This is a genomic window from Kitasatospora humi, from assembly GCF_020907985.1.
GTDB lineage: Bacteria > Actinomycetota > Actinomycetes > Streptomycetales > Streptomycetaceae > Kitasatospora > Kitasatospora humi.
In genome coordinates, this window is the sequence record NZ_JAJJPA010000043.1 from 32,289 (window position 1) to 58,471 (window position 26,183).

At 74.5% G+C, this 26,183-nt stretch carries 24 protein-coding genes, 1 other RNA gene and 1 pseudogene; 11 read left to right on the forward strand and 15 right to left on the reverse strand.

Annotated features, from left to right (window positions below; genetic code table 11):
• The first annotated feature begins 118 nt into the window (after positions 1 to 118).
• On the forward strand, positions 119 to 418 hold the full coding sequence (locus LN042_RS28950; RefSeq protein WP_230054364.1) for a hypothetical protein: 300 nt from the start codon (positions 119 to 121) through the stop codon (positions 416 to 418).
• A gap of 84 nt (positions 419 to 502) precedes the next feature.
• Here the strand turns inward: LN042_RS28950 and LN042_RS28955 are convergent, their stop codons facing one another.
• Positions 503 to 751 carry an SCO4226 family nickel-binding protein gene (locus tag LN042_RS28955; RefSeq protein ID WP_230054365.1) on the reverse strand — a complete coding sequence of 83 codons (249 nt, stop codon included), beginning with the start codon at positions 749 to 751 and terminating at the stop codon, positions 503 to 505.
• Positions 752 to 902: 151 nt separating this feature from the next.
• Entirely contained in the window at positions 903 to 1,469 is a 567-nt protein-coding gene (locus LN042_RS28960; protein ID WP_230054366.1) for a hypothetical protein, read from the reverse strand.
• Positions 1,470 to 1,985: 516 nt separating this feature from the next.
• Here LN042_RS28960 and LN042_RS28965 point away from each other — a divergent pair.
• The 3 genes from LN042_RS28965 to LN042_RS28975 all read left to right on the forward strand — a co-directional run bounded on the left by LN042_RS28965 (position 1,986) and on the right by LN042_RS28975 (position 5,217).
• The gene (locus tag LN042_RS28965) at positions 1,986 to 3,308 is read left to right on the forward strand and encodes a glycosyltransferase family 4 protein (protein WP_230054367.1); all 1,323 of its coding nucleotides are present in this window, start codon (positions 1,986 to 1,988) and stop codon (positions 3,306 to 3,308) included.
• A gap of 98 nt (positions 3,309 to 3,406) precedes the next feature.
• On the forward strand, positions 3,407 to 4,141 hold the full coding sequence (locus LN042_RS28970; RefSeq protein ID WP_230054368.1) for a class I SAM-dependent methyltransferase: 735 nt from the start codon (positions 3,407 to 3,409) through the stop codon (positions 4,139 to 4,141).
• Positions 4,138 to 5,217: a prenyltransferase/squalene oxidase repeat-containing protein gene (locus LN042_RS28975; protein WP_230054369.1), complete on the forward strand. Its 1,080-nt coding sequence runs from the start codon at positions 4,138 to 4,140 to the stop codon at positions 5,215 to 5,217. The genes LN042_RS28970 and LN042_RS28975 overlap by 4 nt, the downstream gene beginning before the upstream one ends.
• A gap of 73 nt (positions 5,218 to 5,290) precedes the next feature.
• Here the strand turns inward: LN042_RS28975 and LN042_RS28980 are convergent, their stop codons facing one another.
• The 6 genes and pseudogenes from LN042_RS28980 to LN042_RS29005 form a co-directional block, all read right to left on the reverse strand.
• Positions 5,291 to 6,373 (reverse strand): hypothetical protein, encoded by a 1,083-nt coding sequence (locus LN042_RS28980; protein WP_230054370.1) that lies wholly within the window; start codon positions 6,371 to 6,373, stop codon positions 5,291 to 5,293.
• A gap of 73 nt (positions 6,374 to 6,446) precedes the next feature.
• Complete coding sequence (locus tag LN042_RS28985; RefSeq protein WP_230054371.1) at positions 6,447 to 7,457, reverse strand: N-acetylmuramoyl-L-alanine amidase; 1,011 nt, start codon at positions 7,455 to 7,457, stop codon at positions 6,447 to 6,449.
• Between the two features lie 6 nt (positions 7,458 to 7,463).
• Positions 7,464 to 8,825, reverse strand: a complete 1,362-nt coding sequence (locus LN042_RS28990) for a hypothetical protein (RefSeq protein ID WP_230054372.1) — start codon at positions 8,823 to 8,825, stop codon at positions 7,464 to 7,466.
• A gap of 211 nt (positions 8,826 to 9,036) precedes the next feature.
• The gene (locus tag LN042_RS28995) at positions 9,037 to 9,678 is read right to left on the reverse strand and encodes a class I SAM-dependent methyltransferase (protein WP_230054373.1); all 642 of its coding nucleotides are present in this window, start codon (positions 9,676 to 9,678) and stop codon (positions 9,037 to 9,039) included.
• 155 nt (positions 9,679 to 9,833) lie between these two features.
• Complete coding sequence (locus tag LN042_RS29000; protein WP_230054374.1) at positions 9,834 to 9,989, reverse strand: hypothetical protein; 156 nt, start codon at positions 9,987 to 9,989, stop codon at positions 9,834 to 9,836.
• A 364-nt stretch (positions 9,990 to 10,353) separates the two neighbouring features.
• Positions 10,354 to 10,515, reverse strand: a pseudogene (locus tag LN042_RS29005) (hydrolase); the annotation flags it as partial.
• An 86-nt stretch (positions 10,516 to 10,601) separates the two neighbouring features.
• On the opposite strand from LN042_RS29005, the gene LN042_RS29010 reads away from it, so the two are divergent.
• Entirely contained in the window at positions 10,602 to 11,378 is a 777-nt protein-coding gene (locus LN042_RS29010) for a class I SAM-dependent methyltransferase (RefSeq protein WP_230054375.1), read from the forward strand.
• 146 nt (positions 11,379 to 11,524) lie between these two features.
• Here the strand turns inward: LN042_RS29010 and LN042_RS29015 are convergent, their stop codons facing one another.
• Complete coding sequence (locus tag LN042_RS29015; RefSeq protein ID WP_230054376.1) at positions 11,525 to 12,145, reverse strand: TetR/AcrR family transcriptional regulator; 621 nt, start codon at positions 12,143 to 12,145, stop codon at positions 11,525 to 11,527.
• Between the two features lie 128 nt (positions 12,146 to 12,273).
• On the opposite strand from LN042_RS29015, the gene LN042_RS29020 reads away from it, so the two are divergent.
• Entirely contained in the window at positions 12,274 to 13,287 is a 1,014-nt protein-coding gene (locus tag LN042_RS29020) for a zinc-dependent alcohol dehydrogenase family protein (RefSeq protein WP_230054377.1), read from the forward strand.
• Positions 13,288 to 13,936: 649 nt separating this feature from the next.
• On the opposite strand, the gene LN042_RS29030 is transcribed toward LN042_RS29020, so the two are convergent.
• The 3 genes from LN042_RS29030 to lanL form a co-directional block, all read right to left on the reverse strand.
• Positions 13,937 to 14,074, reverse strand: coding sequence for a VenA family class IV lanthipeptide (locus tag LN042_RS29030; protein ID WP_230054378.1), 138 nt, complete (start codon positions 14,072 to 14,074; stop codon positions 13,937 to 13,939).
• Between the two features lie 158 nt (positions 14,075 to 14,232).
• Positions 14,233 to 16,275, reverse strand: a complete 2,043-nt coding sequence (locus tag LN042_RS29035) for a S9 family peptidase (protein ID WP_230054379.1) — start codon at positions 16,273 to 16,275, stop codon at positions 14,233 to 14,235.
• A complete protein-coding gene (gene lanL / locus LN042_RS29040; RefSeq protein WP_230054380.1) occupies positions 16,272 to 19,022 on the reverse strand; it encodes a class IV lanthionine synthetase LanL in 2,751 nt (916 codons plus the stop codon). The genes LN042_RS29035 and lanL overlap by 4 nt, the downstream gene beginning before the upstream one ends.
• Positions 19,023 to 19,480: 458 nt before the next feature.
• Here lanL and LN042_RS29045 point away from each other — a divergent pair, with 458 nt between their 5' ends.
• From LN042_RS29045 to LN042_RS29055, 3 genes are read left to right on the forward strand one after another with little or no spacing between them, the layout of a single operon-like run.
• Positions 19,481 to 20,323 (forward strand): Nif3-like dinuclear metal center hexameric protein, encoded by an 843-nt coding sequence (locus LN042_RS29045; protein ID WP_230054381.1) that lies wholly within the window; start codon positions 19,481 to 19,483, stop codon positions 20,321 to 20,323.
• A gap of 49 nt (positions 20,324 to 20,372) precedes the next feature.
• Positions 20,373 to 21,116: a zinc ribbon domain-containing protein gene (locus LN042_RS29050; RefSeq protein WP_230054382.1), complete on the forward strand. Its 744-nt coding sequence runs from the start codon at positions 20,373 to 20,375 to the stop codon at positions 21,114 to 21,116.
• Between the two features lie 5 nt (positions 21,117 to 21,121).
• A complete protein-coding gene (locus LN042_RS29055) occupies positions 21,122 to 22,267 on the forward strand; it encodes a bifunctional RNase H/acid phosphatase (protein WP_230054383.1) in 1,146 nt (381 codons plus the stop codon).
• 170 nt (positions 22,268 to 22,437) lie between these two features.
• On the opposite strand, the gene yaaA is transcribed toward LN042_RS29055, so the two are convergent.
• Positions 22,438 to 23,232 carry a peroxide stress protein YaaA gene (gene yaaA / locus LN042_RS29060; RefSeq protein ID WP_230054384.1) on the reverse strand — a complete coding sequence of 265 codons (795 nt, stop codon included), beginning with the start codon at positions 23,230 to 23,232 and terminating at the stop codon, positions 22,438 to 22,440.
• Positions 23,233 to 23,380: 148 nt separating this feature from the next.
• On the opposite strand from yaaA, the gene LN042_RS29065 reads away from it, so the two are divergent.
• Entirely contained in the window at positions 23,381 to 23,812 is a 432-nt protein-coding gene (locus LN042_RS29065; protein ID WP_230054385.1) for an SRPBCC family protein, read from the forward strand.
• A gap of 58 nt (positions 23,813 to 23,870) precedes the next feature.
• Positions 23,871 to 24,266: RNase P RNA component class A (gene rnpB / locus LN042_RS29070), an RNA gene on the forward strand.
• Positions 24,267 to 24,426: 160 nt separating this feature from the next.
• Here the strand turns inward: rnpB and LN042_RS29075 are convergent.
• The gene (locus LN042_RS29075; protein WP_230054386.1) at positions 24,427 to 24,897 is read right to left on the reverse strand and encodes a hypothetical protein; all 471 of its coding nucleotides are present in this window, start codon (positions 24,895 to 24,897) and stop codon (positions 24,427 to 24,429) included.
• Between the two features lie 9 nt (positions 24,898 to 24,906).
• Positions 24,907 to 26,183: helix-turn-helix domain-containing protein (locus LN042_RS29080; protein ID WP_504871037.1), on the reverse strand; the 1,277-nt coding region annotated here is incomplete at its 5' end.

Here is a 26,183-nt window from a genome sequence, read left to right on the forward strand (position 1 = left end):
AGCATCGAGGCGGCCAAGGCACTCCACGAAAGGGCGGTGTTCGGCGGGGAACTACCGCGAACTCGGCCACGGTTCGGGGCGCAGCGCGGCGCTGTTCCGGATCGGCTGCTACCACCAGGTGGGCCAGGGCGACGCATCGGCGGAGCGGGTCGGCGATCGGCGCACCCCGTCGTACGCGCTGCGGCACCTGGCGTACTCCGCGCACGAGGCGGGCGAGTTGGACTTCCGGCCCGGGCCCGCCGCCAACCTGTCGGCGCCGGCCCAGCCGGCGCTCGACCGGGGCCGGCCCGAGCAGGCCGCGGCCCTGGTCGAGGAGGCCACCGGCATCGCCGAGTCCTGCGCGGCCGACGGGGTGCTGCGCTGGGTCGAGCCCAGGTCCGGGCTCGGCCGTGATGCCGGGCGTCCGGTTGGGTCGTGATGCCGGGTGTCCGGGCCCGGTCGTGACGCCGGGTGTCGTGGTTGGGTTGTGGCGCCCGGCCTCCGGGCGGTGGGGCCGGGCAGCTCAGACGCTGTACGGCACCGAATGGATCTCGTCCGCCTTGTGGCCGGCGCGCTCGTGCACCCGCTGCACGGCGTCGGCCGACGGCGCCTCCGAGAGGCACCAGACGGTGCCGGACGCCGGGTCGGCCCAGGCCTGCTTGAAGTGCACGCCCTCCTCGCGCTCCAGCCGTTGGTCGGCCTGGTGGGCCTGCTCCAGCTCTTCGGGGGTGATCCCGGTCATGCCGTGGTGGACATCCATGAAGGTGGCCATGGCGATGGCGCCTCCGTCCGTGTCGCCGAACCGTGATACCTCCAGCCTGGCGCAGCGCGGCGGATCCGCAACGGGGCAGGGTTCGCCGGGGCTCGGCCCACCCGGTGCCGGGCGACCCGGACCCGGCGGTCCGGCTCGCCCGTGCGGTGGGTCACTTGCGCTTGCGCCGCTGGATCAGGCTGATGACGTAGCCGATGCCGATGCTGACCACCAGGCTGATGCCACCCACCGCGAGCGGGCTGAGGCCCTTGGCGGCGCTGTGCTCGGCGGCCGGCGGGGCGGCGGGCGCGCTGGGCGCGGCCGGGCCGGCGGCGGTCAGGCGGCTGACCAGGTCGGCGCCCGCGAACGCATGCGGGTCGCGCCCGGCTGCCTTGGCGGTGAGGACCAGCGTGGCGGTGGCGGCCGCGTCGGTGCCCGACTTGGCCTGCAGCCAGCCGGCGGCGTTGGCGGACGGCCAGTCCACCGCGGCGGTCGGCGGGGTCTGTCCGGTGGACTTCAGCGCGAGCAGCGCCGGCGACTGCCGGTACACACCGTCGTAGGCCGGGTCGCTCTTGCCGTACAGCGCGCCGGGGACCGCCGCCGGGGTGGGCGCCGCCGGCGGCGCCGCCGGGGCGGGTGCGGACGGTGAGCCCGAGTCGGCCGGCGCCGGACCGGCGGCGAGACCGGTGAGCAGGCCGGCGGCGAGCAGGGCGGCGCCGATACGGGCGGGTGCGAGCATGGCGGAGCGCTTGCCTTTCGGTGGACGGCAGACAGGCCGCCGCGGTCCCCGCTGACGCTCTGACCGGGCCGGGCGCGGCCAGAGACGACTCTAACCGCACCGGTGAGCCCGACCGCATCGCGTCGGCCCCGTCCCGGCGGTGGCGGGAGTGCGGACCGAGCCGTACTGGCCGCCCGGTGACGCGCCGCGGCGGGCCGGGGGCCTGGCGCTCGCCGTCCGGCAAGTGGAGCGGGCCGACCCCGTGCACCACCACCCGTGGGCGGTGCGAGGGCCGGAGGGGGAGCGCAAGGCTGGTTCGGCCCTCCGGGGGCGCCCGGCGCACGCCGTCGGCGGCTCCGACGGGAGTGGAGCCCTCCGGCGGCCGACGGGGGCGGATCACCGAGGGGCGCAGCACGGTCCGGGCGTGGCGTGAATCACCGACCCGGGCTCCGAAGCACAAGCTACGGGCCGGTAATCTTCAGGGTCTCTGGAGTTCACACGCTCGGCCCGGTGGGCGTGGGCAAGAAGGGGCCGACCATGACGGGGCAGCCACCCACCGCCGACCAGCCGCTGCGGATCGCGCTCCTCTCCTACCGGGGCGACCCGTTCTGCGGCGGCCAGGGTGTCTACGTCCGCCACCTCTCCCGGGAGCTGGCCCGCCTCGGCCACCACGTCGACGTGATCGGCGCCCAGCCCTACCCCGTGCTCGACGAGACCACCGGGCCGGGCCGGGTGCGCCTGGTGAAGCTGCCCAGTCTGGACCTGTACCGGGCCGACGACCCGTTCCGCACCCCGAAGGCCGCCGAACTGCGCGGCCCGGTGGACGCGCTGGAGGTCGCCACCATGTGGACCGGCGGCTTCCCCGAGCCGCTCACCTTCTCGCTGCGGGCCCGGCAGTACCTGGCCAGGCACCGGGGCCGCTACGACGTGGTGCACGACAACCAGACCCTCGGCTACGGCCTGCTCGGCCTGGCCCGGCACGGCTTCCCGCTGGTCACCACGGTGCACCACCCGGTCACCGAGGACCGCCGGCTGGAGCTGGCGGCGGCCGGGTCCCGGGGCCGCCGGCTGTCGCTGCGCCGCTGGTACGCCTTCACCCGGATGCAGCGCCGGGTCGCGGCCCGCCTCGACCACGTGATCACCGTGTCCGACAGCTCCAAAGCCGACATCGCCGGCCAGTTGGGCACCGCGCCGGGCAACATCCAGGTGGTGCCGATCGGCGCCGACACCCGGCTCTGGTCGCCGTCCGACGAGGTGCCGGTGGTGCCCGGGCGGATCGTCACCACCTCCAGCGCGGACGTGCCGCTCAAGGGGCTGGTGTACCTGGTGGAGGCGCTCGCCAAGGTGCGCACCGAGCGTGCCGCGCACCTGGTGGTGGTCTGCAAGAAGCAGGCGGAGGGCCCGGTCGCGGACGCGGTGCGGCGCTTCGGCCTGGAGCCGCACATCGAGTTCCGCACCGGCCTGAGCGACCAGGAGCTGGTCGACCTCTACCGGTCCGCCGAGGTGGCCTGCGTGCCCTCGCTCTACGAGGGCTTCTCGCTGCCGGCCGCCGAGGCGATGGCCACCGGCACCCCGCTGGTGGCCAGTACCGGCGGGGCGATCCCCGAGGTGGCCGGGCCGGACGGCGAGACCTGCCTGGCCGTGCCGCCGGGTGACGCGGACGCGCTGGCCGGCGCGCTCGGCAGGCTGCTGGACGATCCCGCGCTGCGGGCCCGGCTCGGGGCGGCCGGCCGGGACCGGGTGCTGGCAGGCTTCACCTGGGAGCGGGCCGCCGAGCGCACCGCCGACTGCTACCGGGCGGCGATCGCCACCGGAGTCGGGCAGCGGGCCCGCTCGGGTCCGGGCTGGCGCTATGTCTGACCGTCGCCGGCGCTCTGTCTGACCGCCCGGGTCCGTGAACCTCCGTCACCTGATCACCGTCACCCCCGCTTGACGTCGTAACGAATGGGAGTCCCGCAGTGCTGACCGTCGACTTCTCCCGCTTCCCACTCGCCCCGGGCGACCGGGTGCTCGATCTGGGCTGCGGCGGTGGCCGGCACGCGTTCGAGTGCTACCGCCGCGGCGCCGACGTGGTGGCCCTGGACCAGAACGCCGACGAGATCGCCGAGGTCCGCAAGTGGTTCGACGCCATGGCCGCGGCCGGTGAGGCGCCCGCAGGAGCGAGCGCGGTGGCCATGGAGGGCAACGCGCTGGCGCTGCCCTTCGAGGACGAGTCCTTCGACAAGATCATCATCTCCGAGGTGATGGAGCACATCCCGGACGACAAGGGCGTCCTCAACGAGATGTTCCGGGTGCTCAAGCCCGGCGGGCTGCTCGCCGTCACGGTGCCGCGCTGGCTGCCGGAGAAGATCTGCTGGACGCTCTCCGACGAGTACCACGAGGTCGAGGGCGGCCACATCCGGATCTACCGCGGCGACGAGCTGCTGGACAAGCTGCGCGACGCCGGCCTCGAGCCGTACGGCACCCACCACGCCCACGCGCTGCACTCGCCGTACTGGTGGATCAAGTGCGCGGTCGGCGTCAACAACGACAAGGCGCTGCCGGTGCGCGCCTACCACCAGCTGCTGGTCTGGGACATCGTCGGCACCCCGGTGATCAGCAAGCTCACCAAGGCCGCCGAGGCCGCGCTCAACCCGGTGATCGGCAAGAGCTTCGTCGCGTACGCCGCCAAGCCCAACCGGACCGCCGCATGACCGTCCCCGAGGGCGTGGCGGCCCCCGAGACCCTGCTGCTGCCCGGCGTGCTGGACGCCGCCGAGGCCGCCGCCACCGTGCGTTCGATCCTGGCCGAGCAGCGCCCCGACGGCGGCATCCCGTGGTTCACCGGCGGCCACCTGGACCCGTGGGACCACACCGAGGCGGCCATGGCCCTGGACGCGGCCGGCGAGCACGCCGCCGCCGACCGCGCCTACCGCTGGCTGGCCGAGCAGCAGAACCCGGACGGCTCCTGGTACGCCGGCTACTACGGTGACGGCGCCGCGGGCGTCAGCAACCGCGCGGTCGAGAGCAACTTCTGCGCCTATGTGGCGGTGGGCAGTTGGCACCACTACCTGACCACCGGCGACGACGCCTTCCTGGACCGGATGTGGCCGGTGGTGCACCGGGCACTGGACTTCACGGTGGGCCTGCAGCTGCCTGGCGGTCCGATAGCCTGGCGGCTGGACGAAGGCGGCGCACCCGCCCAGGAGGCGCTGCTGACCGGCTCGTCCAGCATCCTGCACGCCCTGCGGTGCGGTCTGGCCATCGCCGAGCACCGCCAGGAACCCCAGCCCGACTGGGAGTTGGCGGCCGGACTGCTGCAGCACGCGGTGGCCGAGCACCCCGAGCGGTTCCTCGACAAGGGCCGCTACTCGATGGACTGGTACTACCCGGTGCTCGGCGGCGCGCTCAGCGGCGCCGCGGCCGAGCACCGGCTGGCGGCCGACTGGGACCGCTTCGTGGTCGACGGGCTCGGGGTGCGCTGCGTCAGCGACCGGCCCTGGGTGACCGGCGGCGAGAGCGCCGAACTCGCCCTCTCGCTCTGGGCGGTGGGCCGGCACGAGCAGGCTGCGACCATCCTGCGCTGGATCCGTCGGCTGCGGAACGAGGACGGCTCCTACTGGACCGGCTACGTCTTCGAGGACGACGCCATCTGGCCCGAGGAGCGCACCACCTGGACGGCCGGCTCGATGCTGCTCGCGGTGGCCGTGCTCGGCGGCGACCCCGCCACCAGCGCCGTCTTCGCCGCCGACAAACTGCCGAACGGGCTCGCCGTGCAGGGCTGCTGCTGAGACGTCGGGCGGACGCCGAACGGCCCGGTGGGAGAACTCCCGCCGGGCCGTTCGCAGTTGGGACCGGGTGCGGTCAGCCGCGCTGGATGCCGCTGACGTCAGCCAGTACGCCCTGGGTGCCGTCCTGCAGCTGCGCCACCAGGGCGGTGCCGCGCTGCTCCACCGCCAGGTACCAGGTGCCGGGCAGCAGTTGGCCGACCGGCGGGCCGGCCGAGCCGTCCTTGGGGGCGAGCGGGCGCGGTGCCGGAACGGCGAACCAGAACGGGGCGAACTCGGCCGCCGGCGCCGCCTGAGCGGCGGCCTGAGCGGGCGCCGAGGCCGCCGGGGCCGGGTCGGCGGCCAGGGTCGGCGGCAGCACGGCGGTCTGCTCGGAGGCCGACTCGGGGGCGGCCTGCGCGGCCACCGGGGCGGCGGCTGCGGCGGGAGCGGGCGCCGGGAAGGCGTCCTGCGGCTGCGCCTGGGCGCCCAGGCCCGGGGCGGGCTGGCCGAACTGCTGCTGCTGACCGAACGGATCCTGCGCACCCGGCTGGCCGGCGCCCGGGACCGGGTAGCCGTAGCCGCCCGGCTGCTGACCGGGGAACTGCTGGCCCGGCGCCTGCTGCTGGCCCGGGTAGCCGTAGCCGCCCGCCTGCGGGAAGCCCTGACCGGGGAAGCCCTGCTGGAAGCCGGGGGCGGCCGGCTTGTCGCTCACCAGCGGCGCCTGGAGCGCCGGCACCAGCGGCCCGGCGACGGCCGCGCCGGTCAGCACCGCGGTGGCGATCAGACCCAGGTAGGCGCCCCAGGAGTGGGAGACGTCCACCTTGGCGATGGCGTCACCGCTGCCCATCGACCACAGCGCCGTCCACAGCGAGGCCACCGCGAGTCCGCTGCCCCACTGGTCCAGCCGCAGGCCCAGGATCTGCCGGGTCTTCGCCGCCTCACCCTGGAACCGCTGCAGCAGGATCAGCACCGCCGCGGCGATGCCCAGCAGGTAGATCGACGGCAGCACCGGGAACAGGGTGGTGGACCAGGCGTTGCTCGGCGTCCCGTCGATGGTCTTGCAGGTGCCCTCGTAGCACGCCTGGGCCGTCATGAACGGCAGGAACGACGAGATGAGCAGGAGCACGGCCGCACCGGCGACGGCGGCATCTCCCCTGGTGAGAGCGCGCAGATTCACTGATTCGGTCCCCTCGCTGGTGTGTCGTTTCGGCGTAACGGGCTGTGATTCTACTGATCCCGGTACCAACCGGTCAGCCGGTGGGGCCCGGCGTGGCCCCGGCGTGGCTCAGAAAGGCGGCGAACGCGTCGGCGGTGCCCTGCGCCGCCCGCTGCCGCCACTGAGGGTCCGTCATCCGCTGCGCGTCGCCCGCGTTGCGCATGTTGCCGCACTCGATGAAGACCTTGGGCACCTTGGACAGGTTCAGTCCGCCCAGGTCGTCACGGGTGTCCAGGCCGTGGTCGGCGACGTAGTCGGCGAACTGCTCGCCGGTGGCGTGCTGGAAGTCGTCGCGGACCAGCAGGCCGAGCCGGTGCGAGGGCTCCGTGATCGCGGTGGTGTCGGCCTGCCCGGCGACCACCTTGGCGGGCATGATCACGTGGAAGCCGCTGCCGGAGGCCGGCCCGCCGTCCCCGTGCACCGAGATGGCGGCATCGGCGTGCGCGTCGTTGCCGATGGCCGCGCGCTCGGTGACGCACGGGCCGTACGGGCGGTCGCCGTCCTGGGTGAGGATCACCGTGGCGCCGAGGCTCCGCAGCAGGTCGCGCAGCCGGTGCGAGACGTCCAGGGTGAAGTCGGCCTCGGTGTAGCCCGCGTCGGTCGAAGTGCCGGTGGTGTCGCACTCCTTGTGCCCGTTGCCGACGTCGACCTGCTGGTTGATCTCGGCGGTGTGGTTGACGTTGTTCGGGTTGTGGCCCGGGTCGACCACGATGGTGCGGCCGGCCAGCGGCCCCTCTGCGGTGCTGCCGGTGGGGCTGCCGGTGGGGCTGGGGCCGGCACTGCCGGTCGGGCCGGCGCCGCCGGGTGCCGCGCTGCTCGCTGCGCCACTCGGACCGGCGCTGCCGGGTGTGGCGCTGCCGGAGGGGGCGCTCGGACCGGCACTGCCGGAACCGGCCGGTGCCGCCCGGACACCGGCGGCCGCACTGCTGCCGCCGCAGCCGGTGAGCGCGAGCGCCGCGGTCAGGCCGAGCGCGGCGAGCAGCGCGCCGCGGGCCGGGCGGGTCCCGGCGCGGCGGCCGGTGGGCTGGGTGGTACGGAGGTTCACGGGCTGTCAGATCCTGTCCCAGGTCCGGCCGGCCAGGCCGTACGTGCCGGCCAGCGCGTTCCACTTGGCGACGAAGTCCTTCTTTTCCTGAGTGGCCTGCGGGTTGAGCTGGTCGGCCTTCTGCTTGTCCGCGGTGTCGGGGGCCTGCCCGCTGCCGCCGCAGCCGCTCGCGCTGACCGACTGCGCCCAGGCCGCGTACGCCCGGTCGATGTCCGCGGACGTCTGCCAGGCCGACTTCAGGCTCTGCACGGCGTCGGCACCACCGGGTATGTCGGCCACGTTGAGCGCGCCCAGTTGGGCGACCAGCTTGTCGCGCTGGTCGGCGCCGCTGCTGAAGGCCTGTGCGGCGGCGTCGACGTCGGCCTTGGCCGGGCAGCTCTCCACCTGGGCGACGGCGCTGCCGATCGGGGCCTTGGCGGCCTCCCCCTGGGTCAGCAGGGCGTCCAGCGCCTGGGCCTCGCTCTGCGCATTGGGGCCGCCCGCGCTCGCACTGGCGCTCGTCGAGTCGGACGCGCCGGCGCCGGGGCTGTCACCGGCCGCGGGCGGGCCGGAGGCGGGCGCGCCGCTCGCGCTCGGTGCCGCCGCACCGGTGGTGGGCGGGGCGGCCGCCTTGACGGTCGGGCTGCCGGAGCCGGTGTGCTGCGTCGCCAGGACGACGCCGCCGCCCACCGCGAGCAGCAGCACCAGGCCGGCGCCGACCAGCAGCGGGGTGCGGCGGCGGGCCGGTCGGTCCTCGTCGTCCGGATCCTCCTCGTACCGGCCGGGCAGGTCCAGGCCGCCGCCGGGCGGCGCCTGGGGCGGCGGCGGGTAGCCGGAGTGGCCGGCGGGGACGGGGTGGCCGGCGGCGACGGGCGGCAGCAGAGCGGTGGGCGCCTCCGACGGGGTGCCCGGGGGGTAGCCGTGGCCGCCGGGCGCGCCGGGGGGCGGGGGCACCAGGGGGGCGGTCGGCGGGTGCGCCTGGGCGCGCGGCGGCGGATAGCCGTAGCCCGGCTGCATGGGGGGTGCCTGCCCGTAGCCCGGCTGCTGCGGCGTCGCCTGGCCGTGGCCGGGCTGCGGGGTGGCCTGACCGTAGCCGGTGGGCGGCACGGTCGGGGGTGCCGGGGGCGGGGCCGGCACGCTCGGCGGCTGGTCGGCCTGCAGGTACGGACGCGCGGACAGCATCGGCCCCTGGTCGCCCACCGCGCCGGCCTGCGGCGGCGCCGCCATCGGGGAGGCGGGCGCACCACCGGGCGGGGTGGGCCCGGGCGGGGTGGACCCGGCCGGACGCGGCGCGCCGGCAGCCGTCGGACGGCGCACCCAGCCGCCCGCGCCGCCGTTCGCGCCCGGGTCCCAGACCGCAGGTGTCATCTCGCCCTGATGGTCCGTCATGCTCAGTGGCCCCCGCCTTCAGGTCCGGCCGTGTGCCCGTGGTCGCTCGTGGTCAGTGGGGCGCGCCCGTCAGCCGCGTCCGGACCGTCGGGCCGGCGCGGACCCGCGAGTGCCCTTCGTCACCGTACCGGCCGTTCGCCGTCCCGAGGGGATCGGCGCCGGAAAAACGGGCCGATCCGCCGGACGGACCACGCACGGTCAGGGGATCGTCTCAGACGGTGCGGCGCAGCACCCGCAGCGAACCGGCGACCGAGACCTCCTCGAAGCCCTCGGCCAGCGCCCGCAGGTACACCCGGTACGGTGCCTGGCCGCCGTCGGCGGGGTCGGGGAAGACGTCGTGCACCACCAGCAGGCCGTCCTCGGCCAGGTGCGGCACCCAGCCCTCGTAGTCGCCGGTGGCGTGCTCGTCGGTGTGCCCGCCGTCGATGAAGACCAGCCCGAGGCGGCCGCCCCAGACCGCCGCCACCTGCGGGGAGCGGCCCACCAGGGCGATCACGTGCTGCTCCAGGCCGGCCCGGTGCAGGGTGCGGCGGAACCGGGGCAGGGTGTCCATCAGGCCGACCTCCGGGTCGACCAGCGTTCCGTCGTGGTACTCCCAGCCCGGCTGCTGCTCCTCGGAGCCGCGGTGGTGGTCCACGGTCAGTGCGACGGTGCCGGTGCGGCGGGCGGCGTCGGCCAGCAGGATCGCCGACCGGCCGCAGTAGGTGCCGATCTCCAGCACCGGCAGCCCGGTGCGCTCGGCGGCCTCGACGGCGGCCGCGTACAGCGCCAGGCCCTCGTCCAGCGGCATGAAGCCGTCGGCGGCGGTGAAGGCCGCCAGCACCTCGGGAGCCGGGGCGGGGGTCTCGGTCATGGTGCTGCTCCTGCGCGGGGTCGGGCGAATGGGGGGACCATCCTCGCACCGCATTACCCGCCGGTAGCCGCCTGGGTGCCCCGGGTACGACGACGGGCCCGACCCCGCAGTCGGCGGAATCGGGCCCGTCGGTGGCGCATCGCGGCCCTCGGCCGTCAGTTCGCGGCCGCCTCCAGGCGGTGGCGGCCGCGCCCGCCGGCCTCACTGCTGTCGTCCGGGGCGAGCAGACCGCGGTGGCGGCCGTGGGCGGCGTCCTCCGAGTTGGCCTCGTCGGCGCCGTGGTCGCTGGTGTCGTTGAGGGTTTCGGACATCTGTCGTCTTCTCCGTGCGTGGGTGCAAGGTCTGTGGTGCCGCGCGGCACCGCCGGCCATGACCGGGCCCGGTACGCCGTGACCAGGCCTGGCACAGGGAAAAGCCGCCTCGGCAGGGCGCGGCGACCCGCGGCACACCGAAGCGGACTCGCCCCGTTGGTGGATCACCCTAATGGCCGACCCTGACAAAGCCTATCGACCCGTCCGCCTGGCGGACGATCAGGCGGGCCGTGTCGCCGAACGGTGACGCGCAACGTCGGCGCCGTCACTCCCGGCAGTCCGGTGCCGTCCGTCCTGCGGCCCACCCTGACGCCCACTCGGCGGCACCGGCCTCGCGCCCGCTCGAGCAGCTCCGGCCTCAGTGGTGGACCGTCCGGCCCGCGTTGCCGAGGAAGTAGTGGTAGGACTCCTCGAGGGTGGTCGGGAAGCCCAGTTCGGTCAGGTAGCCCGAGAGGATCCGGTGTGCGGTCGGCTCGCTGTCCACGAGCACGCCGTCATTGTCGAAGATCACCAACTGATAGGCCATCGGGGCAGCCTATCGACTCCCGGATGTATGTCTATGAACGGTCACAGATCTGCCCAAAGAGCCGACTTGTCGGTAGGTTTGGCCGCGTGACCAACGAATTCAAGGACGGAAGTGCCGGGGATGCCGACTACGGCGTCATCGGCACCGGCTACAGCAACTACCGGCAGCCCGATCCGCGGATCGCGGAACTCATCCAGCAGGCCCTGGGCGAGGTCCGCACCGTCGTCAACGTCGGTGCGGGGGCCGGGTCCTACGAGGCCGGCCCGTTCGAGTTCACCGCGGTGGAACCGTCCCAGGTGATGCGGGACCAGCGGCCCGGCCACCTGGCGCCCGCCATTGACGCCAAGGCCGAGCAACTGCCCTTCGAGGACGGCTCGTTCGACGCCGCGCTGGCCACCTTCACGGTGCACCAGTGGAGCGACGTCAAGGCCGGGCTGCGCGAACTGCGGCGCGTCGCCCGCGGTCCGGTGGTCATCCTCACCTGCGACCCCGCGCTGGTGCGGGACTTCTGGCTGTACCAGTACGCGCCGGACGTCCTCGAGCACGAGGCCCGGCGCTACCCCGCGATCAGCACCATCTCCGACGCCCTCGGCGGTGCCGTCGCGGTGGAGCGGGTGCCGATCCCGGCCGACTGCACCGACGGCTTCAACGAGGCCTACTTCGCCCGCCCCGAGCGGCTGTTGGACCCGGGCGCCCGGCAGGCCTGCTCGGCGTGGAGCTTCGTCGAGCCGGAGCTGCAGGAGCAGTACCTCAAGAAGTTCCGCCGCGAACTGAGCTCCGGCGCCTGGGACGAGCGCCACGGCGCGCTGCGGCACCAGGAGAGCTACAACGGCTCGCTGGTGCTGATCCGGGCGATTCCCTGATCCGCTGCCCGGAGTTCAACCGGTTGCGGCGGCGGGGCTCGGCGCCGCCGCCGGCCGCCGGTCGGCCGGCGGAGTCCGCGCGCCGAGGTCCGCGCTCCGCCGGAACGGGGTGGTGAGGACGCGCTCCGGGGCGACCGGGGTGGCAATCACGTCGCACCGCCCCCGATCCGCCCCCGGGCGGCCCCCGCGGCCCCCGCGGCGCCCGCCTGCGCCAGGATGCCCAGCGCCAACTCCCGCCCCGCGCCCGCCGGATCGCTGTCCGGCCGGGTCGCGGCCGCCACCATGATGCCGTCGACGACCAGCAGCAGCTGCCCGGCCGCGTGGCCCGGCCGCGGGTGGCCGAGTCGGGCCAGCTCGGCCTCGAAGAGCGCCGTCACGTTGGCGCGGTACTCCCTGGTGACGGCATGCCCCGGGTGCTCCGGGTCGGCGAGGGCCAGGTCCGCCGCCAGATAGCGGCAGCCCCGGAAGTCGGCCCGGTCGACGATCAATGCCAGCCGGTCGAAGACTGCCAGCAGCCGGGCCCGCGGCTCGTCGCCGGCCGCCGCCATGGTCTCCCGGTAGGCGGCCTCGTCCTCGGCGGCGCTGCGCCGGAGCACCTCGGCGATCAGCCCGTCCTTGCCGCCGAAGTGCTCGTAGAGCGAGCGCCGCGCCACATTGGCCGTCTTCAGCAGGCTGTCCACGCCGACGGCGACGCCCTCGCGGTACGTCAGTTCCTGGGCGGCGTCGAGGAGGCGCTGCCGGGGGCCGGGCTTGCTCCGGGTGGTCATGGTGCCAGCTTGCCAGCCCTTGTGGAGTAGATCAACCGGTCTATATAGTCGCCGCAGAAGTAGATCGGATGGTCTATCTACCTTTTGGGGGTGCACTCATGTCGGCAGGGGTGGAAGGTGTTCGCCACATGCGCAGCTATCACGTCGACAGCGGAGCCGGGATCGACGGGCTGACCGTTCGGCAGTGCGAGAAGCCGGAGCCGGGGCCCGGGCAGGTGGTGGTGGCGGTGCGGGCGGCGGCCCTGAGCTACCGCGAACTGCTGGTGCTGGCGGGCGATTACGTGCTGCCGGTCAAGCCCGATGTGGTGCCGGTGGCGGAGGGCGCCGGGCAGGTGGTGGCGGTCGGAGCCGGGGTCGGCACGGTGCGGGTGGGGGACCGGGTGGCGGCCAACGTCTTCCCGAGCTGGCAGGACGGTCCGTTCGGCGTCGAGCACCTGGCGCAGTTGGGCGGCTCGTTGGACGGGATGCTCACCGAGTTCGCACTGCTGGACGAGCATGCGGTGGTGCCCGTCCCCGACCACCTGTCGTACGTGGAGGCGGCCACGCTGCCCTGCGCGGCGCTCACCGCCTGGAACGCGCTGACCGGGGACGGCGGGGCCGGCGTGCGGCCGGGGGAGACGGTGGTGACGCTCGGCTCGGGCGGCGTCTCGCTGTTCGCGCTGCAACTCGCCAAGGCGCTCGGGGCGCGGGTGATCGCGACCACCAGCAGCCCGGAAAAGGCGCGACGCCTGCGGGAGTTGGGCGCGGATGCGGTGATCGACTACCGGAAGGAGCCCGACTGGGCTTCGCGGGTGCGGGAGTTGACCGGCGGTCGGGGTGCCGATCGAATCGTCGACGTGGTCGGGAACCTGGCGCAGTCGCTCGCCGCGGTGAAGATTGCCGGGCAGGTCGCCTGCGTGGGCTTCGTGTCCGCGGACGTGCCCCCGCTGGACCCTCGGCTGCTCTTCGGCTCGGGCGCCGCGGTGCGGCCGCTGGCGGTCGGCAGTCGGGCGCAGTTCGCCGCGATGAACCGGGTGTTGGCGGAGCACGCGATCCATCCGGTGGTCGACCGGGTGGTGGCCTTCGATGACGCTCCGGCGGCGTTCCGGCACTACGCCTCGGGAGCGGCGTTCGGCAAGGTGGTGATCGCCGTGGGGGACTGAGGCGGCAGCAGCAGGGGAGCCGCCAGGAGGAGCAGCCCCGCGGCCGCGATGGCGGTGCGCGGGCCGGTGAGGGTGGCGAGCAGGCCCGCAGGGCGGTGAGGGCCGCGATGGTGGCGCTGCTGCCGACCGTCCAGGCAATGAGGGTGCGGGACACCAGGTGCTGCTCGGTGTGGTCGAGCCGGATGGTGGCGAACACCGGGTTGCTGATCCCGATGCAGGTGACCAGGCCGAACTGGAGGACGATCGCCGGCAGCATGCCACCCGTGCCGGGGCCGACGAACCGGGAGCAGCGGTTCGGTCGCCGTGATCAGGGCGCTGAACGGCACGGAGTTGAGGAAGAGCGGGCGCGGCACCGGATGGCCGAGGATGTGGCGCCAGCCGTCCAGCAGCCGCCCGCCGCCGCCGGCGCGCGGGCGGCCGGTCGGTGCCGGCCGCGGTTCGCGGTGCCGGATGGCGGCGGGGACGGTCAGCAGGGCGGCGAACCGCACCGCGTCCATCGCCACCGTCACCATACGGGTGCGATGCGAAGGCGGGCGCGGTGTGGTGTGGTGCGCTGCGGGCGTCGCGAAGCCTACGGCCTGACAGCGGCCGGGTGGCCCGGGGCGCGAACGCCCTGGGCCACCCGGGGTGACTGCTGATTCCGATCGCGTCAGGCGATGGTGAAGATCAGGCAGGTCAGGAGCAGACAGGTGAACTGGCAGCCGTTGCCGCCGTTCAGCTCGACGGACTCGGTCTCCGGCAGGTCCTGCAGGGCCGCCAGGTCGGTCTCGAAGTCGGTCATCTCCATGATGGGTTCCTCCCCTTGAAGGTCGCGCCCGCACGGGTGCGCGGCGCGGTCGGTGTGGGTGGTGCTCCGCCCGGCCACGGTGGCCGAACGGTCCCCCGGATCGCGTCGCCATCGCGAAGCGGGGAAGTCTTGTGGTGGGCCGCTGCTATGACGGATCGTCAGCCCGTGCGTCCGGTTCTCAGGAAGCCGGACAGCAGCTCGTGCAGCACGGCCGAGCCCTCCTCGGTGAGCACCTCGTGCCCGGCCCCGGCGGCCTCGACGTAGCGGAAGTCACTGCCCTCCGCGCGGCCCAGGCGCAGCAGTTCGTGGCGCAGTGCCCGCGACTGGCTCACCGGTACGGCCTCGTCGCGGTCGCCGTGCACGATGAGCAGCGGCGCGGTGAGGCGGTCGGCGAGGGCCAGCACGTCGCGCGGGCCCAGCCGGTCGTCGATCGGCTCGCCGCCGCCCAGCCGCCTGGTCAGCGCCCGCACCGGCGGCGTGGCCTCGGCCAGCAGCCGGGCCCCGGACAGGAACGGCGCGACCACGGCGCACCGCGACACCCGGTCCGCCGGGGCGTGCGCGGTGGCCAGAAGTGCCAGGAAGGCGCCGTAGCTGACCCCGAACAGGGCGGGCGGCTCCAGTCCGGCCGCGGCCCGCTGCCCGGCCAGGCCCTCCAACAGGCCGAGGACGTCGGCCAGGTCGGGCCCGCCCCAGGCGCCCCGGATCGCCATCGCGTGCTCGGTGCCGTAGCCGGTGCTGCCGCGCTGGTTGGGCGCGAGCACGGCCAGGCCGTCGGCGGCCATCCGCTGCAACGCCGGGTCGAACTCCAGGCGCCAGGCGTCGGCCGGACCGCCGTGCAGCGCGACCACCAGCTGCGGGCTGCTCAGCCAGGCCTCGCCGCCGTAGACCATCGCCTCGATCGGGCCGGCCGGTCCGGCGAGCTCCAGCACCTGGGCGCCGTGCCAGCGCCCGCCGCCGGCGGGCGAAGCGCTGCCGTCCAGCCGCCAGCCGAGCCCCGGCGTCGGTGGGGCACCGGTGACCTGGGCCGGGACCAGCCCGGTGCCGGGCGCGGCGGCGGCCGGGTTGGGCGGCAGGCGCGGCCCGGAGAGCGGGGCCAGGGCGAGCGGCAGCGGCGCCGCGGCGGCCGACCCGGCCGCCGGGAGACTGCGCAGCTGGTCGACCCGCAGGGTGGCCAGCGCCGTCGGGTGGTCCGGCGCGGAGTACGGCATCCGCAGGACGGCCGCAGACCAGTGGCCGACCGCACCCAGTCGGCCGGGCGGCACGGCGAGCGGCTCCAGCCGCCCGCCGCTCGGCCGCCACACCGCCAGGGCCGACGAGACCCCGTGGTCGACCTGGATCGCCACCCGGGTCTGCTCGGGCGCCCGGGCACCGGGTTCGAGCACCACGGGCCGCAGGAACAGCCCGGGCACGTGCAGGCACTCGGGGAACCGCACGGGGGCGGCGCCGCCCAGCACCCCCCAGCCGAGCCGGTCCTCGCCGGGCGCGTCGCTGCGCAGCAGGAGGAACGAGGTGTCCGGGTCGAAGAGCAGCAGCCGGTCGTTGCTCCGCTCGGAGATCTCCAGCAGCGGCGTCACGGTGCCCAGCCGCAGATCGAGCACCACCGACTTGACGACGCCCGCGCGCACCCGGTCCAGGGCCAGCAGCCGCCCGGCGCGGTCCAGCCAGACGCCGCCGCCGTGCAGGCCGGCGAACTCGGCGACCTGGCGGGGCGGTCGCCCGTCGGCGAAGACCAGCCAGGCGTGGGTGGTCGGGGCGGTGTCGGTGCCGAGCGCCACGGCCACCGGTGCGGCGGCGGCCGTGGCGTCGCACGGCTGCGGGTCGCAGGCCGCCGGGCCGAGGGCCGGGAGCGCCAGCAGGCGCAGCCCGGGCATCCGCAGCGTGGCCACCGGCTGCTCCACGGCGGCCCCACCGACCGTGCCCGGAGCGAGCAGCACCAGGTCGTGGCGCTCGCCGTCGTGCCGGCAGGCCAGCAGCCGGCCGTCGGGCAGTGGGACCAGCTGGGTGCGCAGGCTCTCGCAGCGGTCGCCGGGCAGCGGCAGCGGGACGGGCTCGGCCGGCGTGCCCGGGGCGAGCCGCCAACTCTCGGCGTACCAGCCGCCGTCGGGGCCGGCGGCCAGGCAGGCGGCGTGCGAGCCGTCCGCGGCGAAGGCGAAGCTGAGCCGGCGCAGTGCGGGCGAGGTGGCACGTATCGCGGTGTTCATGCGGTCGGCTCCTGACGGGCGGTGGGGTGCTGGCCGGAGACCGGAGCGGCGGCGCCGACCGGGTCGACCCAGAGCCGCGGCCCGCCGTGCAGCAGGCGCAGCAGGAAGGCGAGCGGGCCGGCCGTCCCGGTGCCGTAGCCGGCCGCGCAGCCGGTGCCGGTCTCGTCGGGCAGCTCCAGCAGGCCGTCGCGCAGCACCGCGCGGGCGCTGAGCAGCTCGGCGAACTCCCGGGCGCCGTCCGCGAAGCGGGTCTCGCCGGTGGCCCCGGCCAGGTCGAGCAGGTACTCGCCGTCCCCCGCCAGGCCGTGGCAGGCGCTGGTGCCGCAGTGCCAGCGGTTGTCCAGCACCGCCTGGCCGGCCGCCCGGGCCAAATCACCGGCGCCGCCGTCGCCGGTCGCCTGCCAGTAGCGGAGCAGGAAGCTGCCCACCCCCGAGGAGCCGTTGCACCAGTGCGCCAGCCGGACGGACGCCGGGTCGGCGGCGCTCTGCGGCCACCAGGCGGCCCCCTCGCCGTCGTAGCGGGTGCCGGCGGCGGTGCGGGCGGTGGCCGCCAGGGTGCGGGCGGCCCGTTCGGCGCCGGCCAGCGCGGCGGCGTCGCCGGTGGCCCGGTGCACCGCGAGCAGGAAGGCGCCGACACCGGCCACGCCGTGCCCGTAGCCGAGGTGGGTGATGCCGGCCAGGCTGGAGTCGAAGGTCTGCGGCACCGGCCAGACCGTGCCGTACGGCTCCTCGACGGCGGCCGCGAGCAGCCCCCGGGCGCCGTCCAGCGCGGCCCGGTGGTCACCGAGCCGCAGCCGCAGGAAGCCGGCCCCGGCGGCGCCGTGGCAGACGTCCGGATTGGGCCACCGGTGCGGGACCGGCTCGGCCAGGCGCCGGGCCCGCTCTGCTGCGGCCTCGTCGTGCAGCGCCTCGGCGGCGTCCAGCAGGGCCCAGGCGACGCCGGAGCGGCCGAAGTGCAGGCCGGGCAGCACCACGGGCTCGGCGGCGCAGCGCCGTTCGATCCAGCGGGCGGCCTGGCGGACCGTCGGGGCCGCGGACGGGTACACGGCGAGGCCGCGGGCGAGCACGGCGAGCACGCCGGCCGCGCCGTGCTGCACGTTGCACGGGTCGGTGCGCTGCCCGTTCGGCACGGTCGGCCAGAGCCGGTCCGGGCGGTGCGGGGTGGCGGTCTCGGCCAGTCGCCGCAGCCCGTCCCCGAGCAGCCGGTCGAGTGGCTGCGGCGCGGGGGCGGGCGGCGGTCCGGCCGGGGCGCCGAGCAGTCGGCGGACCTCGGTGAGGGTGGCCCGCTGCTCGGGCCGCTCGGCGCGCAACTCGCGGACCAGCGGGGCCAGTCGGCGCGCGGTGGTGCCGGTGCGGGCGGCCAGGTCCAGCCAGCGGTCGAGGCGCTGCGGGACCGGACGGCCGCTGCCGCCCTGCTCGGGGAGGAGCGGGTCGTGCCCGGTGGCCAGCAGGAAGAACAGCCCGCCGAGCGCGAACAGGTCGGCCGCCTTCTCGGCCACCGCCGCCGACTCGCGCTGCTCCGGGGCGCGGTAGCCGGGGGTGCCCGCAGTGCCGGCCAACCTGCCTTCGGGGCAGGCGAGTTCGAGGTCAACCAGGCACAGCTGCCGGTCGGGGCGCACCAGCACGTTGCCCGGTGACAGGTCGCGCAGCACCACGCCGGCCGCGTGCACCCGCTCCAGCAGGTCGACCAGGGCCAGCGCCATCGGCTGCGCCTGGTCCCACGGCACGTCCGGCGCGCCGTCCCTGGTCAGCCGGGCCGCCACCCAACTGCCCAGCGACTGGCCCGGGATGTGCTGCTGCACCAGCAGCAGCGAGTCCTGCTGCTCGATCAGCTCCAGCGGCTCGGCGGTCAGCCCGAGGCCGGCCAGTTCGGCCAGCATCCGGGCTTCGTGGCGCAGCGCGCTGCGGGCCTCGGTGCCGGCGCGGTCCACCTCGATGTGGGCGCGGGCCTGTTTGACCACCACGGACGTGCCGTCGGTGGTGTCGGTGCCCAGGAACACCCCGCCCTTCGCGGAGTGCCGGATCGCCGCGGTGAGCGCGAACCGGCCGCCGACCAGCACTCCGCCACCGCCGCGCCGTCCGTTCCGCCGTGCGCCGTCCGTCACCGCCGCCTCCGCTCCCAGGGTCGGGTCGACCACCCAGGGCGGGCAGCGGTAGCCGGCTGTACGAACATCTTCGAACCGTTCGCCGTCAGGTCCGTGCAACATCGATCGATAGGCGCCGTCATTGCCGAGTTCGGCCCGCCGGGAGAATGCGCCGTACCGGTAGTGCACCAGGCTGCCGGGTGCGAAAGGACGGTCCGACAACACCACGGGCCCCGGCATTCCCTCGGTGGCCCGGTGCAATTCCTCGGCGAGCCGCAGGAACTGATCGTCGTCCGCCGGATAGACGGTGATGAACTTCCCGGCAGAACCGCGTTCGCTGTTCCGGGAATTGATCTGGTGGAGCTTTTCCCGGTCGGCCGCGAACTTGAAGGTGCACGGGTCCTCGGCGATGACTCCGGCCACCGCCGAGAGCACCTCGGTGGCCACCGTGCCGGCCGCGCTGACATGGATCTTCCACCCCTGGGCGGGTGGCGCCGGCACGCCCGTGGGCGGCCGGACCGTGCACCAGAAGCCGTCGCAGGCGGCCCCCCAGCCGCCCGCGACCTCGGCGCCGCCCGGTGCCGGAGCACCGGTCACGGCCGCCCGCGCCACCTCCACCAGCGTGTCGTCCGGGAGCGTCCCGGTCCGCCACGCGTCGCCCATCGAGTCCGCCCCCCCGACCGAGCGCAATGGTGTGCCCGTCCCCATGCTGCTTTCACACCCCTGTTCCTGCTCGACGGTCCGGAATCGATGTCCGCAAGGCCGGCCCGAAACCGCTCGGAGGCCTTGGGAAGTGCGGGAAGTCCCGTGCCGCCGCCATCCGCGCCAAAAGCGGCTTCGCGACTTCTTCTCAGCCCCCCGGCCGAGTAACTTCCCTGCGCACCAAAGAAGTTACTTTCAGTGCGCGGGGTGCTCAACGCCAACCGGGTCACTTCACTCGTAAGGGTGATCTGGATTCGTTTTCCCCGTCATGCGAGCCGCCGATGATGCCTCATTCGCCCCCGCACTCCCGGGCGGGCGCGGCGCGGTGGCGGATCGGAAGGCCTCGCGGCGCCCTTGCGCTCGGGTTGACGAGCACCCGTCCGGCCCGCTCCGGCCCAGGCAGGCGGTAGTCTCAACGGGTGCCGAAACTGTCCGAGGTCATCACCGCACTGGAAGAGCTGTACCCGCCCCAGTGGGCGGAGTCCTGGGATGCCGTCGGACTGGTCTGCGGCGATCCGGACGCAGAGGTGCGCCGGGTGCTCTTCGCGGTCGACCCGGTGGCGGCGGTGGCCGAGGAGGCCGTCGCCTGGGGCGCCGACCTGGTGGTCACCCACCACCCCCTCTACCTGCGCGGCACCACCAGCGTGGCGGCGACCTCCTTCAAGGGCCGGGTGGTGCACTCGCTGATCCGGGCCGGCATCGCCCTGCACGTCGCCCACACCAACGCCGACCACGCCGACCCCGGGGTCTCCGACGCGCTGGCCGAGGCGATCGGCGTGCGGGTGCTCGGCCCGCTGGTGCCGGACCCGACCGACCCGGCCGGGCGGCGCGGCACCGGGCGGATCTGCGAGCTGCCCGAGCCGCTGCCGCTGCGCGCCTTCGCCGACCGGGTGGCCGCCGCACTGCCCGCCACCGCCACCGGGATCAGGGTGGCCGGCGACCCCGACCTGACGGTCCGTCGGGTCGCCGTCAGCGGCGGCTCCGGTGACAGCTTCTTCGCCGAGGTCCGGGCCGCCGGCGTGGACGCCTACGTCACCGCCGACCTGCGCCACCACCCGGCCTCCGAGGCCGCCGAGGCAGCCCCGATCGCCCTGGTCGACGCCGCCCACTGGGCCACCGAGTGGCCCTGGCTGAAGCAGGCCGCCCGCGACCTCGGCGCCGCCGCCGCGAAGCACGGCTGGACGCTGGAGACCCGGGTCTCCACGCTGGTCACCGACCCGTGGACGGCGCACGCGCCGATGCCGCACCCCGCGTCCTCGTAGGCGCACCGCACATCCGACCGCTCGAACCCTTTCCCTCAGGAGCCCCCGCGTGAACGCCGCGCCCGCCGACCAGATCCGCCTTCTCGACCTGCAGGCCATCGACTCCAAGCTGGACCAGCTGGCCCACCGGCGCCGCACCCTGCCCGAGCACGCCGAGATCGACAAGGCCACCGCCGACCACACCGCGCTCAAGTCCCTGGTGGTCGCCGCCGAGGCCCAGCACGGCGACACCACCCGCGAGCTGGCCAAGGCCGAGCAGGACGTGGAGCAGGTCCGCACCCGGGCCGCCCGCAACCAGCAGCGGATGGACTCCGGCGCGGTCGGCTCCGCCAAGGACCTGGAGAACCTGCAGCACGAGAACGCCTCGCTGGCCAAGCGCCAGGGCGACCTGGAGGACGTGGTGCTGGAGGTGATGGAGCGCCTGGAGACCGCCCAGACCCGGGTCGCCGAGCTGTCCGGCCGGCTGGAGCACGCCGCGGTGGTGCTCAAGGAGGCCACCGAGCGCCGGGACGCGGCCCTCGCCGAGATCGACGCCGAGGTCGCCAAGGTCGCCCGCGACCGCGAGGCCGTGTCGGCCGTCATCCCGGCCGACCTGCTGAAGCTCTACACCCGGCTGCGCGAGCAGCAGGGCGGGGTCGGCGCGGCCCGCCTCTACCAGCGCCGCTGCGAGGGCTGCCGGGTGGAGTTCGCCATCACCGACCTGAACGCGATCAAGGCCGAGCCCGCCGACGCCGTGGTCCGCTGCGAGAACTGCGGCCGGATCCTGGTCCGCACCGCCGACTCGGGCATCTGATCACCATGGGCGGGCGCGGGTTCATCGTCGAGGCGGACGGCGGCTCCCGGGGCAACCCGGGCCCGGCCGGCTACGGTGCGGTGGTCAGGGACGGCGAGACCGGCCGGATCCTGGTCGAGACCGCCGAGTACCTCGGCACCGCGACCAACAACGTGGCCGAGTACCGGGGGTTGATCGCCGGCCTGCGCGCCGCCCATGAGCTCGACCCCGGTGCGCGGGTGACGGTCCGGATGGACTCCAAGCTGGTGGTCGAGCAGATGTCCGGGCGCTGGAAGATCAAGCACCCGGACATGCGGCCGCTGGCCGCCGAGGCCCGCGAGGTCTTCCCGCACGACCGGGTGGGCTACGAGTGGATCCCGCGCGAGCGCAACAAGGACGCCGACCGGCTGGCCAACGAGGCGATGGACGCGGGCCGGGCCGGCAAGCACTGGGAGCCCAAGACGCGCCCGGCCGCCCCCGTGGTCACGACCGAACCGGAGCCGCTGCCGGAGCCCGTCGCACCCAAGGCCGGCTGGGGCGCCGCCCTGGGCACCGCCACCACGCTGGTGCTGCTGCGCCACGGCGAGACGGCGCTCACCCCGCAGAAGCGGTTCTCCGGCTCCACCGGCAGCGACCCGGAGCTCTCCGCCAAGGGCCGCTGGCAGGCCGAGCGGGCCGCCGAGGCGCTGGCCGCGCGCGGCACCGTGCAGGCCGTGGTCAGCTCGCCGATGCTGCGCACCCGGCAGACCGCGGAGGCGGTGGCGGTCCGGCTCGGCCTGGAGGTCCGGGTCGAGGAGGGGCTGCGGGAGCTGGACTTCGGCGCCTGGGAGGGGCTCACCTTCGCCGAGGTGCGGGAGCGCCACCCGGACGACCTGGACGCCTGGCTGGCCTCCACCAAGGTCAAGCCCACCGGCAGCAGCGAGAGCTTCGCCTCGCTGGCCCAGCGGGTCTCGGTGGCCCGCGACAAGATCCTGGCCCGCTACGCCGGCAAGACCGTGCTGGTGGTCTCGCACGTCAGTCCGATCAAGACGCTGGTCCGGCTGGCCCTGGGCGCGCCGCCGGACGCGCTCTACCGGATGGAGCTGTCGGCCGCCTCGCTCTGCGCGGTGCAGTACTACGGCGACGGGAACGCCTCACTGCGCCTGCTGAACGACACCGGGCACCTGCGCTGACCGGGCACTCGGCGGTGCACTGAGCAAGCGCATGCTCAGGCACCTGCTCGGCGCGGGGCCCTCGGTGCGGCTGCTCGGTGCGGCTCGCTCGGCGCGGGGCTCTTGGCACGGCTGCTCGGCGCGGCTCGCTCGGCGCGGGGCTCTCGGTGCGGCTGCTCGGTGCGCGCCTCTCAGTGCAGCTCGGTGACCACCACGTCCAGCTGCCACGGCTTGCGGGCAGTGCCCTCGGCGGCCAGTTCCACGGTGTAGCCGAGGCCGAGCAGCACCTCGAACAGCTCGCCCGGGGTGGCCGGTTCGGCGCCGGAGTTCAGCAGGTCCCGGACCAGCCGCCCCTTGGTGGCCTTGTTGAAGTGGCTGACCACCGAGCGCTTGCCGTCCTTCTCGTGCAGCACCCGCACCGTCGCGGTCCGCGCCGCCACCTCGCCGACCGGCTTCCACGAGGCCGCGTACGCCGAGCTGCGCAGGTCCAGCACCAGCGAGTCGGCCGCCTCCCGCGCCAGCACCTCGGCCGACTCCCGCCGCCAGTAGGCGCCCAGCGCGCCGAGCGGCGGCAGCTTGACCCCGCCCGAGCAGCGGTACGCCGGGATCCGGTCGCCGATCCGCACCGCGCCCCACAGCCCGGAGAACACCAGCAGCGAGCGCTCGGCCCGCCGGTGGGCGGCCTCGTCCAGCTTGCCGAGGGCCAGCGCGTCATAGAGGACGCCGGTGTAGAGCTCGCCGGCCGGCAGCGTGCCGGCGGTGCGCAACCCCGCGTTGCGGGCCACCTCGCCGCGCAGGCCCTTGCTCAGCCCGAGCACCGCGGCGGCCTCGTCCTCGTCCCCCCGGCAGAGGTCGACCAGCGCCGACAGCACCCGCTCGCGGGCCTCGGTCAGCCCCGGCAGCGACAGCTCGGCCAGTTTCAGGGGCGCCCCCGCGGGCGCCTCGGCCTTGCCCTCGGACGGCGGCAGCAGGACCAGGAACGGCATGCGCGCGACTTCTCCTCGATGTGCCGGGGATCGATTGTGCTGAGAGTTCGATGTGCCTGAGAACTTCCGTAGCAATCTACCCGTCCGCCGCCCCCCTCCCTACCATGGGCAGTCTCCCTACCATGGGTTGAGGAGGGGGTGGCGCGCGATGTTCCACCGAGAACGGATCGAGATCGGAGCCGAGCCCGCAGCGGTCTGGGCCGTGCTCACCGACGTGCAGCACTGGCACACCTGGACACCGTCGATCGAGCTGATCCGCCTCCAGGAGCAGGAGCGGCCGTTCGGCACCGGCTCCCGGGCGTGGATCAAACAGCCCCGGCTGCGCGGTGCGCACTGGCAGGTCACCGAGTACGAGCCGGAGCGCTCCTTCACCTGGGAGACCCGCGCGCCGGGCGTGCGCATCGAAGCCGGCCACCACCTGCAGCCGACCCCGACCGGCACCCGGGTCACCCTGGAGCTGCGCCTGAGCGGCCCGCTGGCCCCGCTGGTCCGGCTGCGCCACGGCCGGCTGATCCGCCGCTACCTCGCCCAGGAGGCGCTCGGCCTCAAGACCCAGTGCGAGACGCCGCTCGCCGTCTAGCGACCGCCCTCGGTCCGGGGGAGCGGCCATGACCGGCTACGATGACCAGTACGGCGGACGAGCCGGCCGGGCGGTCGCGACGGGTCCCTCACAGGGCCCGCCGAGGAACGTCCGGGCTCCACAGAGCAGGGTGGTGGGTAACGCCCACCCGGGGTGACCCGCGGGACAGTGCCACAGAAAACAGACCGCCTACCTCGGTAGGTAAGGGTGAAACGGTGGTGTAAGAGACCACCAGCGACCGAGGTGACTCGGCCGGCTCGGTAAACCCCACTCGGAGCAAGGTCAAGATCGGGACCCTCGGGTCCCGTGCGCGGGTGTTCGAGGGCTGCTCGCCCGAGCCCGCGGGTAGACCGCACGAGGCTGCCGGCAACGGCAGCCCTAGATGGATGGCCGCCTCCCCGGGCCGCGCAAGCAACCCGGGAGACAGAACCCGGCGTACAGGCCGACTCGTCCGTCGCCCGTCTCGGGAAGCCCTCCTGGACTGCAACTTCGCAGGCCAGGGGGCTTTTTCCGTGCCCGAGCGAAATCCAGCGGCCGCTTACTCTTCAGGTCTATTCGGGGGCCGTTCACGGCGTGCGGTGGCGATCGTGTGGCGGTGAAGCCCGGCCATTGGACTACCGCGACGCGCCCTCGGGCCACAGAATCCGGACCGGAACGCCGCAGCGCTCGGCGTAGGCGACGACGTCCGCAGTGCCCCCGTATCCCCGCGCCGGCTGCCCGTCCCATACGGCCAGCAACTCGTCGACCAGGCCGACCAGGACCTCGCTGCCTGCCATGTGTGCGGCCGAATCGGACTCGATCATGCCCGTGTGGTGAAGCTCCGAGGCACGCCGCAGCAGACGGTCGTACATCGGATAGTGCTCAGCTGGAAGCGAGTCACGGTACTGCTCGGCAGGGATCACGATCTCCAGTTGACCGCCGTGTTCGAGTACGGCCTCCGCGAACCAGGAGTCCGGCCCGTCAGCGATGCAGGAGACGCCGACCAGATCCCCGCTCAGCTCGCTCACCGCATCGTCCAGGAGGCCCCGAACTTTGCGCTCCACGTTCGCTTTGAGCCCCCGGTGCCCAGTAATCCCGACCCGCACAAACCCCTCCTACAGATAGACCCCGTGGAGGCGCTCGTCGAACTCCCGCACGACCTTCGGGAGTGAGGTGCCGGCGAAGGAACGCCGCACCGCTCGGGCCCTCTCAACGATTCGTCCGGAACGGTACTCCAAGCCGGCGTCGACGGCCTTCGAAGCGAGCGCGAAGCCTCCCTCCACACGGCCGGCAGCCAGGTGCCCGGCCGCGATGTCCAGCACGAGGAGGGCGCGCTGCTTCGCGTGCCCGGTCGCGAGGGCCTGTGTGTCGCCGGTCAGTACCCACTCGGGACGCCCGAGACGAGCGCCGCAGGTGATCCTGGCGGCGTTCACCTTGGCCTCGTCGAACACGAAAACCCAAGGCCACGGAGGCGGATCATTCCGACCGAGCGTCTGCGCGACGGCCCGACTGTGAGTCAGCGCCCGGTCCGCGCGTCGCTGGTCGCCGTCAGCAGCGTGCGCGAGTGCTTCGACGGAGGCAAGCCACGCATCGGCCACGGCCGGTTGCTCCGCGCCGAGGAACTGCCGGGCCTGCCGGGCGAGACCCAGCGCTTGCGCGGCGTTCCCTGCATGTGCTTCGAACTGGGCCAGCGATCCTGTCTGGTAGGCGGTCAGCAGCGGGTCACCGGCGGCACGAGCCGCCCTGATCGCCTGGCCGTACCAGGACCGGGCGGAACCGCTGTCGCCCATGTCCCAGGCAAGCCAACCCGCCAACGAGGCTGCCTCACTGCCGACCGCCGCGAGCCGGGTACGGTCGCCGCCGTTGCTGGACAACCGTTGGATGAGCTGGATGTGGCCGCGGACCGCATCTGCCAGGTCCCGGGAAGGCGTGGAGCCATCCAGCCTCCTGTACGCGGTCGTGCTCAACCGCAGCGCAGCTGCCTGTCCGGCGTCTGCGGGCGCCGGCAGTGCGGCCAGAACCGGTGTCGCCGCCAGGGCGGCAACACCTCCTACGAATCCGCGTCGTTCCACTGGCTCTGTTCCCGATGTGCTGTCCGCCAGTCCCAGGAGTCCGGCGGGAAGGTCCAGGTGGGCCGCTGCTCGGCCGAGCAGCGCCATGTCGTAGCCGCCGACTGCGCCTCGCTTCTCCAACCGGGACACCGCCGACTGCGATAGTCCCACTGCCTCACCGAACTGGCGCTGTGTCAACCCCCGTTCCTTTCGGGCCAGCTCGATCACTTTGCCGTAGTCGCCGACCCGCGACGCCTCTCGGATTCCTCGCTGCAAGTCCACCAGCGCCACCCGCCGATCGATATCCGTATGCGCCGCACGCATACTCGTATGCGCATGCT